Source organism: Pseudalkalibacillus sp. NRS-1564 (genome assembly GCF_050467905.1).
Lineage (GTDB): Bacteria > Bacillota > Bacilli > Bacillales > Guptibacillaceae > Guptibacillus > Guptibacillus hwajinpoensis_B.
Genome location: NZ_JBITPM010000024.1, coordinates 1 through 10,906, shown reverse-complemented (window position 1 = coordinate 10,906; position 10,906 = coordinate 1). Strand labels below are relative to the sequence as shown.

Genomic DNA, 10,906 nt, shown 5'->3' with positions numbered 1-10,906 from the left:
TAGGCTATTTATGTCCCAGCTGCTTTTTATTTTTTCTTTACTTTGCCGCCCCATTTTTTGAAGCCGCCTTTTAATTGATAAAGATCTTTAATGCCATGTTTTCTAAGAATGCTTGCAGCACGGGCTACAATAATTCCGTTGTAGTCGTACATATAAACTGGCTGATCTTTGCGGATTTCTTTAATTCGCATTTTTAGCTGACTAACAGGGATGTTTCTTGCCCCTAGAATATGGCCATTATCAAATTCGTTTGGTTCACGAACATCAATCAGTTGGGCTTTACGATAGCCGGCACGGAATTCTTCCTCCGTTAACGTTTTCAAATTCCTCTTTTGCATGTATCGAGTAATGACAACATACACAATGATCGCGACGAGTATTGCGATAATCCATTCCATAAACTTTGTTACACCCTTTCAAGTAAAATCGACAACTTTAAGTTTACACGTCTTTTCGGCTTTCCGCAAAAGAAAAAAAGGAATAACTATAAAAAGAATAGGTAGTATTCAGTAATTAAATCAAATTTGTTCTAAATTAGTTGGGATAGAGGAGATTCGCCTATACTTGAAAGATCGAAAAACCAATAATGTTCAAGACATAGCTAAAATAATTGAGAGTGTTCATTGGTCATCCATTTTCTCCTCTGCTAGAATAGGGAAGGTGTTAGAAAACTGACAGTGATAAAGGAGTTCCGAAAATGAAGCAATGGGCATTTATTGATTCGGGAGAACGTTCTCCAGCTTATAACATGGCACTTGATGAAGCATTATTGAAATGGCATAGTGATGGGACTATCCCCCCTGTTATTCGATTTTACGGGTGGAATCCCCCAACACTTTCAATTGGTTATTTCCAGCGTATCGAACGTGATATTAATATGGATGCTGTAGAAAAAAATGGTCTAGGGTTTGTGAGACGCCCTACTGGTGGAAGAGCTGTCCTTCATGATCAGGAAGTGACTTATAGCGTTATTGTCTCTGAAGATTATCCAGACATGCCCTCAACCGTAACAGAAGCGTACCGGGTTATTTCAGAAGGGTTATTGATTGGTTTCAGAAAACTTGGATTGAATGCTTATTTCGCTGTTCCTGAAACGGATGCAGAGAAAGAAGAGCTACGTGCACCAAGATCGGGTGTATGTTTTGACTCTCCGTCCTATTATGAACTTGTTGTAGAAGGGCGAAAAGTCGCTGGGAGCGCTCAAACTCGTCAAAAAGGTGTCATTCTCCAGCATGGATCGATTCTTCTTGACATTGATGAGGACCAATTGTTTGATTGTTTCAAATTTAAAAATGAACGGGTACGTGAGCGGATGCAGCGAGGTTTTAGAAAAAAGGCTGTAGCTATTAATGCACTCCGTGAAACTCCTGTATCGATATCAGAAGCGGTTAAAGCTTTTTATGATGGTTTTCAACAGGGGCTTGATATTGAATTGGTTCCATATCAACTAACGGATGAACAAGAGTCCTTTGTTGTTCAACTAGCAGAGGAGAAATACGCTAGCAAGGAATGGAACTTTAGCAAATAAGCACCTTCGTTGGGTGCTTTTTCCTATTGACTTAACAAGAACAAATGTTCTAATCTTAATCATGGTCTGTTAACTGATTAATTTTTGTCTCCTATGTTAAAAAGGCAGAGTGTGGAAAAATGTGCAATAGACAAAATTCCTCTTTTTTCTCTATTCTTCTAATCTAATCTTTATTTATCGAGGAAAACCTTTCATTTTCACTGGATTTGAAAGTTGACAAATCGCTAAAGTATTCGCTCTTTTACTATATGTAGTATTGATTGAAGAATTCTGAACACTATATATGGTTAAAAATGATTGTCTGGTTCGTGTACATGTGCTACTATTAATCAAGACGATTTATCATAGCTACATACATCTAGAGATGCTCTTAAGTGTATAAATGTCGAAACGGAGGGGTTTATATGACAATACAAACCAATGAAAAAAGAAGATCTATTAACATTGAGCAGTTGAATAAGGATATTGAAATGTTTGCGCAGGTTCATCCGATTACAGAGGATATGCATCTAACTCACAAAGGTGTTAGTCGTCTTGTGATGCTTGACCGCTATGCATTTAAAGATACAGAGAAAAAGACATTACAAAAAGGTGATTTTGTTGTCTTAACGATTAAAGAAGATCCAAAATTTCCAGCAAGAGGTCTTGGGTATATTGAAGAATTCGATCTTCAATCTAAGAAAGCAACTGTAGCTGTTCATGAGGATTACGTTGGCGTTTTAGACGCAGAAGAAGAAAGAGAATCAGGTATTATTGTCCGTTCGTTGGATGTCATAGAAAAGCCCTTGGAAGTATATTATGAGCAAATTGCTCGTCGTAATGCACGTGGTCTTGCTGATGTAGAGAAAACAGATGGGGAAAAGACATATTGGGAAGATCGTTTCTATAAAGAACTTTCATCAATGAACTTTGTTCCTGCAGGGCGTGTACTTTACGGAGCTGGAGCTGATACGGAAGTGACGTACTTTAACTGTTACGTTATGCCGTTTCCGCAGGATTCAAGAGAAGGTATTTCTGAACACCGTAAACAAGTAATGGAGATTATGAGTCGAGGTGGAGGAGTAGGAACGAACGGATCTACACTTCGTCCTAGAAACACGCTTGCTAGGGGTGTGAATGGTAAATCATCAGGTTCGGTTTCATGGCTGGATGATATTGCAAAGCTGACGCATCTAGTGGAGCAAGGTGGCTCAAGACGTGGGGCCCAAATGATAATGCTCGCTGACTGGCATCCTGATATTATTGAATTTATCATTTCAAAAATGCAGAATCCACGCATTCTTCGTTTCCTTATGGAGAATACAAAGGATGAACAAATTAAGAAACTTGCAGAAGATAAGTTGAAATTCACACCGCTCTCAGAGTCGGAAAGATCTATGTACCAAAGTATCTTAAACTACCGTAGTATTCCTGGAACAGGTGGCTTTGAAGAAAAGGTGATGCAGGATGCGCAGGATAAGCTTGCAACGGGTGGAACGTATTCTGTCCACAATCCTGACTTCTTGACTGGTGCAAACATCTCGATTTGTTTAACTAAAGACTTTATGAACGCGGTTGAAAATGATTCTGAATATGAACTTCGATTCCCGGATGTAGAGAACTATACGAAAGAACAAATGGCACTTTATAACGAGAACTGGCATGAATCAGGGGATGTACGTGACTGGAAGAAGCAAGGCTTTCCAGTAAGAACTTATCGTAAGGTTCAGGCAAAAGAGCTGTGGGATTTAATTAATATTTGTGCTACTTACTCCGCAGAGCCAGGTATCTTCTTTATTGATAATGCAAATGAAAAAACAAACGCAACTTCTTACGGTCAAAAAGTTGTCGCTACTAACCCATGTGGTGAGCAACCATTAGCACCTTACTCTGTATGTAACCTAGCAGCAGTGAACCTTGCTGAGATGGCTAATAAGGAGACAAAGACTGTTGATTTCGATAAGCTGAGAGAAACGGTTGAAGTTGGCGTACGCATGCAAGATAACGTTATTGATGCGACACCTTACTTCTTAGAAGAGAATGAGAAGCAAGCTCTTAGCGAACGTCGAGTAGGACTAGGAGTAATGGGGCTACATGACCTTCTTATATACTGTGAAACAATATATGGATCAGAAGAAGGGAATAATTTAACAGATCAGATTTTTGAAACAATTGCTACAACAGCTTATCGTGCTTCTGTGGATCTTGCTAAAGAAAAGGGAAGCTTCCCTTTCCTTGAGGGTGAAACAGTTGCGGAAACAAATAGATTACGTGAAGCATTTGTTAACACAGGTTATATGCAACAAATGCCAAATGACCTACGCGACAGCATTATGGACTATGGTATACGTAATTCACATCTTCTAACAGTTGCGCCTACTGGTAGCACTGGCACGATGGTAGGGGTTTCTACCGGTCTTGAGCCTTACTTCTCTTTCTCTTATTACCGTAGTGGACGACTTGGTAAATTTATCGAAGTAAAAGCAGATATTCTTGCAGAGTACTTTGAAAGAAATCCAGAAGCTGATACAGAAAACCTTCCGGAATGGTTCGTTTCAGCAATGGAGCTCGCACCAGAAGATCATGCTGACACTCAGTGCGTTATTCAACGCTGGGTTGATAGCTCGATTTCAAAAACTGTTAATGCTCCAAAAGGGTATTCAGTGAAACAAGTGGAAGCAGTTTATGAGCGTCTATATAATGGAGGAGCCAAAGGCGGTACCGTTTATGTAGATGGTAGCCGTGATTCTCAGGTTCTAACTCTTAAAGCAGAAGAAAATTCATTTGAACAGCTTGAGTTTGAAGATGGCATGCAAGAAAAGAAACAAGTAGTACTAGTTGACACGATTACAGATCTACGCTCTACAGACGTTACAATCGGGTCTGAAGTAGGTAATACGTGCCCTGTTTGTCGAAAGGGTCAGGTAAAGGAAATGGGTGGTTGCAATACTTGTGATAATTGTGGTGCACAGCTGAAGTGCGGACTTTAATAGCTAACTGATGTAAGGGAAGGATAGACGGAAACGTTTATCCTTCATCTTTTTGTGCGTAGATTAGGGACATTTTTCGCAAGTGCTGTTGGGGTGTTCAAGTGACTTTGTATTTTATCCACTAATTTACAAAACCGATTAAATGAAATATGATATAATATCTGCTCTACATAAGAGTATTAGAACTGAGTTAATGCAGTTAATAGAAGCTTATGGAACCTTTCCTTGTATCCGCCCATACTATGGTGTATGCTTTTATTAACTGGCTTAAATGGAATAAAAGATGGAGGGAATCCAATGGCCACTACTCCCAGTATGGAAGATTATATTGAACGTATTTATGCACTTATAGACGGAAAAGGGTATGCTCGCGTATCAGACATCGCGGAAGCATTAGAGGTACATCCCTCCTCGGTAACCAAAATGATTCAAAAATTAGATAAAGGTAAATATGTCGTATACGAAAAATATCGCGGCTTTATGCTTACTCCTAAAGGGAAAAAGCTAGGAAAGCGACTCGTTGATCGCCATGCTTTGCTTGAACAATTTCTAGGTGTTATCGGGGTTAACGAAGAGAATATATATGAAGATGTTGAGGGTATTGAACATCATCTAAGCTGGGACGCTATCGATCGCATTGGTGATCTTGTCCAGTACTTTGAAGAGACAAATGTACGAGTGGATGAACTTAGAGAAGTGCAACGTAAAAATGAAGAAGCACACGAGGAACAATCCGAAGTTTAATCGGGTTGTTTCTTTTTTTTGTACTAAATTCCCCCGTTAAAGCTTAGGCTTTAATAAGGTGGGAAGGAGGTTTGAGTGTGTACATTGATGGCGTCTTTTCAGGTGGCGGAGTTAAAGGGATAGCGCTAGTGGGAGCACTTCAAGCCGTTGAGAAAAAAGGCCTCGAATTTAAACGTACAGCGGGCACGAGTGCTGGGGCTATAATTGCATCTTTGATTATATCAGGTTATAAAGGAAATGAATTAGAAAAGATCTTGCTCGATACGGATCTAACGAGACTACTCGAAAAAAACTCAGGTTATACATTCCCGTTGATACGGTGGTTGATGTTGTACTGGAATCTTGGGCTCTATTCTGGGAAGGACCTAGAATTATGGGTAGGGGAGTTATTAAAAAACAAAGGCATTGAAACATTCGGTGATTTACCCGAGGGATCACTGAAGATTATTGTATCCGATATATCGAAAGGGAGGCTTGTCGTTATACCTGATGACTTAGCACAGTACGGCTTCGTACCAGAGCGGTTCTCTGTCGCGAAAGCTGTTAGGATGAGTGCGAGTTTACCATTTTTCTTTAAACCTCAACCGCTCTACTCCATTGATGGTAAAAAGCACTATATGGTAGATGGCGGGATTTTAAGTAACTTCCCTTTATGGATATTCCAACCTCCTGAAAATAAAAAACCACAAAGACCTGTATTAGGCTTTCAATTGAGTGCAAACTTTAACCACGTTCCTGAAAATAAAATTACAAATGCTGTTGATATGTATCAGGCATTATTTGAAACAATGAAGCAGGCTCATGATGCTCGATATATTGAAGAACAAAAAGCGAAGAACATTGTGTTTATACCTGTGGATCATGATCTGACGACAGCTTTTAAACTAGAGAGACAAAGTCAAAAGAAACTAATCTTGTTAGGAGAAGAGCGAACCTCTCAATTTCTCAATACGTGGAGAAAATTACCTGACAATATTATATGAAAAGGTGGCTGATTTCATCAGCCACCTTTTCATATTTATGTTAGTTTAGTTACTTCCAAATAGAAGGAGTTCTTCGTTCAGGACAATGACTTTTTATTAAGTCGCCCAATCTTATCGGTAAAACAAGTGAACCATGTTAAAAGAGAGCTCTGTTTTTCTTTTTTCCTTTACGTCCTTCGATTACGGTAAAAGGATTTTGTTTTCGATCCTCCTGTAAAGAGCGCTTTCTAGGAGAAAGACGTTTAGATGGAATGACACGAAGGTGAGGTGCATTTCTTCTTGGTGTAGCTTTTTTCTTTTTCATTTTGGTTGATTGTTTAACGGCCTTTTGATAAGAAGTTGATTGTTGACCCATTCTTCTAGCCATTAACTTTCTGACAACGAAGATCATGATCGCAGCAATCGCAGCAGTGATTAGAAGTTGCATGAAAAGTCCTTGAGGGTCTGTGACCATTTTCCAAACAAAACCAATAGCTGCTAGGCCAATTAATAAATAAATTAGAGGTTGAACAACACGGCGCGACAAATGATTCACCTCCTGTTATCTTTACACAACTTTTGTGCTTGAATCGTCTTCCTCTCGTTGTTTATCTCGAGAAAGTAGTTCATTAAATGAGTGGATTGCAACATCAACTTGTTTATCATCTGGGTTTTTCGTTGTTAGTAGCTGAACCCATAACCCAGGATAGCCAAGCACTTTTAATACAGGAACTTCTCTAACTTTATTCGTTAATTGGAGAACTTCGAATGAAACTCCAAGAACTACCGGAATTAATGCAACACGATAGAGTAATCTTACCCATAATGGATCAGTAGGAACAAGAAGATAAATAAATACCCCAATGACTACTGTGAAAAGGATGAAGCTACTTCCGCATCGATAATGAAGACGCGATTGCTTTTGAACATTCTCTATTGTAATAGGAAGTCCTGCTTCATAAGCGTTGATGACTTTATGTTCAGCGCCATGATATTGAAAGACTCTTTTTACAATTGGGGTTAACGAAATAAAATAAATATACCCAAGCAAAAGAATGAGCTTAATGAAACCCTCAATCAAGTTCTGTACAACGTGCCCTGGAAATATAAACTCAAGTGAGGCTGCGGCTAAGGCGGGTAATATAGTGAAAATCGTTTTTACGAATGCAAACGAGATAACGCCTATGGCTGCTGCACATAATAAAAGCGTTATTTTGGAAGGCTCTTCCTTACCTAACACTTCCTCATCTTCCGAAGGGTCCACATCATAGCGTTCACTTGAAAAGTTCAAATGTTTGGTTCCATTGCCACTGGCGTCGATAATCGCAACAACACCACGTATGAATGGAATTTTCTTAAGTTTTGTTCGGATAGGCTTCGGCTGCTTCGGAACTTCTAAATAATCAATTGAATCATCCTTGCGCCGAATGGCGGTTACAGACGTATGTTTCCCTTGAAACATAACACCTTCGACAACCGCTTGCCCGCCATAAGCAGGCTTATTTGTATCTGACAATATCTCTCACCAACCTATTGTATGAAGTAGAATGTTTTGAAGCGATCAAACTCTAACAAATTGTACTTTATACCATTCTACAAGAAATAGGCAAAAACCTCTAGGTAATAGATTGTAATAATCATTTTCCCCAACACCGGCAATTTTAATCTTTTCAATAGATAATTTTTCTAATAAATAATTCCAGCTTCAACAGGGAATGTTTAAGGGGGAGGTGAGTCTTATGGATAAAGAGAACCAGAAAAATGGTAAAGAGAATGAACAACTTGAACAAAATAAGCAGGAGCAACCTCTATCTTTTACATCAAAAGTTATCACAGTCGGGATTGCTGGAGGCCTTTTTTGGGGTGTAATTGGTTATCTCACATACTTATTTAAATTTACTAAGATACCGCCCTCTCTAATCTTGTCACCATGGGCACTTGGCGAATGGAAAAATGAACAGCTAGGGCAGTGGATTGGAATTCTTGCCCTTGGGCTTGTATCCATACTTGTGGCTTTTTTGTACAAAGTAACGCTCGTGAAAATAAATAACATGCTTGCAGGACTTGCTTATGGGATTGTATTATGGATAATTGTATTTTATTTACTCAATCCAATGTTCATCGATCTGCCAACGATTACGAAACTTGATCGCAACACAGTCATTACTACGATATGCCTTTATCTTCTTTACGGCGTCTTTATCGGGTATTCGATTTCTTTTGAATATCATGAAAACCAGCAGAAGGGCGCTTCCTATTCAAATAAATGAAGCTATGGTAGAATGTTCATGGAACATTCTCTTTTTTTCTATTTAATATAGAAGTCAGATCGTGATGAAGGAGACCGGGATGAAAACATTCTACGTAATAAATGGACCTAACTTAAATCGACTTGGTAAGCGTGAACCCGGCATCTATGGTAATGACACGCTAGAGACTCTTGAACAACGATTAACACAATTTGCTAGTGAGAATGGCGCTGCTGTTGTTTTTCGTCAATCAAACCATGAGGGAGATATCATTGACTGGATTCACGAAGCAGAAAATGCTTCAGGTATCATTTTAAATCCTGGTGCTTTTACACACTATAGTTACGCGATACGAGATGCTATCGCAAGTGTTCCTGTATCGGTTGTGGAAGTACACATCTCGAATGTACATAAGCGAGAACCTTTTCGCCATACATCTGTTATTTCACCAGTAACGGAAGGGCAAGTCGTAGGATTTGGTTTGAATGGGTACGAACTGGCATTGCGGTCATTTCTATAATTTTAGCTATGTTAGCTTATACTGTTGATTCTCGATTTTTGGCTCACTCGAGTGAAATCTTCATTTCACATGCCTTTCAGCTCTATTGAAAGGTCGCTCTGTGACGATCAATCGCTTCGAGCAAATAATTTTGTTCAGACGGTTGGTCGTCACAGAGCGTATATGAGCCAATTATAAACAACGTTCATTAGCATAGCCATCATTTTAAAGGGGGACGAAACAGTGGAACGTATTGAGAAACTACGTCAGTCATTTACAGAGTATGATATAGATGCGATGTTAATTACTTCAGCAAGCAATCGTAGATATATTTCCCAGTTTACAGGTAGCTCAGGTGTTGTTCTCATTACTGAGAAAGAAGCGAAGTTTGTAACAGATTTCCGCTATATGGATCAGGCACGAGAGCAAGCACAAGGGTTTGATATTGTGCAGCATAAAGGCCCGATTGTTGGAGAAGTAGCAAAGCTTGCGAATGAACTAGGAGTTAAAAAACTTGGCTTTGAAGAAACGCAGGTTACATATCAAGTTTTTAAAGCATATGAGAATAAAGTAGACGGTACACTTGTACCGATTAATGGTATTCTTGAGAAACATCGTATGATTAAAGACTCAAGTGAATTAAAGGTTCTTAAAGAAGCAACCGAAATAGCAGATGCTGCTTTCCAACATATTACATCTTATATTCGTACGGGTCTAACTGAATTGGACGTTTCTAATGAACTAGAGTTTTTCATGAGAAAAAATGGCGCAACCTCGTCTTCATTTGATATTATAGTTGCGTCGGGTATACGTTCAGCTCTTCCGCACGGCGTCGCAAGTGATAAAATTATTGGAAAGAACGAACTGATAACACTTGATTTTGGTGCTTATTATAAAGGGTACTGTTCTGATATTACACGTACTGTAGCTGTTGGGGATCCTGGGGAAGAGCTTAAAGGTGTTTATCATACTGTTCTAGAAGCTCAATTAAAGGCGATGGAACAAATTAAGCCTGGAATGAGCGGGAAAGAAGCAGATGCTCTATCACGTGACTTAATTACTTCTAAAGGATTTGGAGAATACTTTGGGCACTCACTAGGTCATGGTGTTGGTCTTGAAGTACATGAGGGACCTAGTCTTTCAACCAAATCTGATACAGTATTAGAGCCAGGTATGGTAGTAACCGTTGAACCAGGTATTTACCTATCTGGTAAAGGCGGAGTAAGAATTGAAGATGATACAGTAATTACTGAAACTGGAAATGAGACGTTGTCTCATTCTACTAAGGAATTGCTGATCCTCGGCGAATAATGAAAGTGAGGGACTATTAATGATTTCTGTTAACGATTTAAAAACTGGTCTAACAATCGAAGTGGAAAATGGTATCTGGACGGTAATGGACTTCCAACATGTGAAGCCTGGTAAGGGAGCAGCTTTCGTAAGAACGAAGCTACGTAACCTTCGTACTGGTGGAATTCAAGAAAAAACCTTCCGAGCAGGAGAAAAAGTAGCAAAAGCTCATATTGAAAATCGTAAAATGCAGTATCTTTATGCAAGTGCCGACATGCATACGTTTATGGATACTACTACTTATGAGCAAGTTGAACTTCCTGCAGAGCAAATTAGTTATGAACTTAAATTTCTAAAAGAAAACATGGAAATTTCAATTCGTACTTATGGGGAAGAAACGATCGGAGTTGAATTGCCGAATACGGTGGAACTCGTTGTTACGGAAACTGAGCCTGGTATTAAAGGGGACACAGCTTCAGGTGGTACTAAGCCTGCAACTGTTGAAACAGGCTTAACTGTTCAAGTGCCTTTCTTCGTTAACCAGGGAGATGTTTTAATTATCGATACTTCTAAAGGCGAGTATGTATCAAGAGGATAACGTAAACATTTTAAACCGCTCTGAATGAGCGGTTTTTTTTAGAAGTATAAATGAGTGATTACTCACT

Annotated in this window: 11 protein-coding genes; 8 read left to right on the top strand and 3 right to left on the bottom strand. The window is 39.1% G+C overall.

The annotated features are described in order from the left end of the window. Nucleotides 1-26: 26 nt before the first annotated feature. On the bottom strand, nucleotides 27-398 hold the full coding sequence (locus ACIFPW_RS12650; protein WP_194222130.1) for a rhodanese-like domain-containing protein: 372 nt from the start codon (nucleotides 396-398) through the stop codon (nucleotides 27-29). Between the two features lie 299 nt (nucleotides 399-697). Between ACIFPW_RS12650 and ACIFPW_RS12645 the strand changes: the two genes are divergently transcribed. The 4 genes from ACIFPW_RS12645 to ACIFPW_RS12630 all read left to right on the top strand — a co-directional run bounded on the left by ACIFPW_RS12645 (nucleotide 698) and on the right by ACIFPW_RS12630 (nucleotide 6,224). Then, entirely contained in the window at nucleotides 698-1,528 is an 831-nt protein-coding gene (locus ACIFPW_RS12645) for a lipoate--protein ligase family protein (RefSeq protein ID WP_430244722.1), read from the top strand. Nucleotides 1,529-1,932: 404 nt separating this feature from the next. After that, entirely contained in the window at nucleotides 1,933-4,497 is a 2,565-nt protein-coding gene (locus ACIFPW_RS12640; RefSeq protein WP_430244721.1) for a vitamin B12-dependent ribonucleotide reductase, read from the top strand. A 297-nt stretch (nucleotides 4,498-4,794) separates the two neighbouring features. Then, a complete protein-coding gene (gene mntR, locus ACIFPW_RS12635; protein ID WP_194222127.1) occupies nucleotides 4,795-5,241 on the top strand; it encodes a transcriptional regulator MntR in 447 nt (148 codons plus the stop codon). A 77-nt stretch (nucleotides 5,242-5,318) separates the two neighbouring features. Beyond that, the gene (locus ACIFPW_RS12630) at nucleotides 5,319-6,224 is read left to right on the top strand and encodes a patatin-like phospholipase family protein (RefSeq protein ID WP_430244719.1); all 906 of its coding nucleotides are present in this window, start codon (nucleotides 5,319-5,321) and stop codon (nucleotides 6,222-6,224) included. 136 nt (nucleotides 6,225-6,360) lie between these two features. On the opposite strand, the gene ACIFPW_RS12625 is transcribed toward ACIFPW_RS12630, so the two are convergent. Both ACIFPW_RS12625 and ACIFPW_RS12620 read right to left on the bottom strand, forming a co-directional pair. Continuing rightward, the gene (locus tag ACIFPW_RS12625) at nucleotides 6,361-6,750 is read right to left on the bottom strand and encodes an SA1362 family protein (RefSeq protein ID WP_430244717.1); all 390 of its coding nucleotides are present in this window, start codon (nucleotides 6,748-6,750) and stop codon (nucleotides 6,361-6,363) included. A 21-nt stretch (nucleotides 6,751-6,771) separates the two neighbouring features. Beyond that, nucleotides 6,772-7,719 (bottom strand): DUF1385 domain-containing protein, encoded by a 948-nt coding sequence (locus ACIFPW_RS12620; RefSeq protein ID WP_430244715.1) that lies wholly within the window; start codon nucleotides 7,717-7,719, stop codon nucleotides 6,772-6,774. 223 nt (nucleotides 7,720-7,942) lie between these two features. Between ACIFPW_RS12620 and ACIFPW_RS12615 the strand changes: the two genes are divergently transcribed. From ACIFPW_RS12615 to efp, 4 genes are all read left to right on the top strand, one after another. Continuing rightward, nucleotides 7,943-8,473, top strand: coding sequence for a YqhR family membrane protein (locus tag ACIFPW_RS12615; protein WP_430244713.1), 531 nt, complete (start codon nucleotides 7,943-7,945; stop codon nucleotides 8,471-8,473). A gap of 79 nt (nucleotides 8,474-8,552) precedes the next feature. Beyond that, nucleotides 8,553-8,972 carry a type II 3-dehydroquinate dehydratase gene (gene aroQ / locus ACIFPW_RS12610; protein ID WP_430244711.1) on the top strand — a complete coding sequence of 140 codons (420 nt, stop codon included), beginning with the start codon at nucleotides 8,553-8,555 and terminating at the stop codon, nucleotides 8,970-8,972. Between the two features lie 222 nt (nucleotides 8,973-9,194). Continuing rightward, entirely contained in the window at nucleotides 9,195-10,262 is a 1,068-nt protein-coding gene (locus tag ACIFPW_RS12605; RefSeq protein WP_194222121.1) for a M24 family metallopeptidase, read from the top strand. Nucleotides 10,263-10,281: 19 nt separating this feature from the next. After that, on the top strand, nucleotides 10,282-10,839 hold the full coding sequence (efp, locus tag ACIFPW_RS12600; protein WP_430244709.1) for an elongation factor P: 558 nt from the start codon (nucleotides 10,282-10,284) through the stop codon (nucleotides 10,837-10,839). The last annotated feature ends 67 nt before the right edge of the window (nucleotides 10,840-10,906 follow it).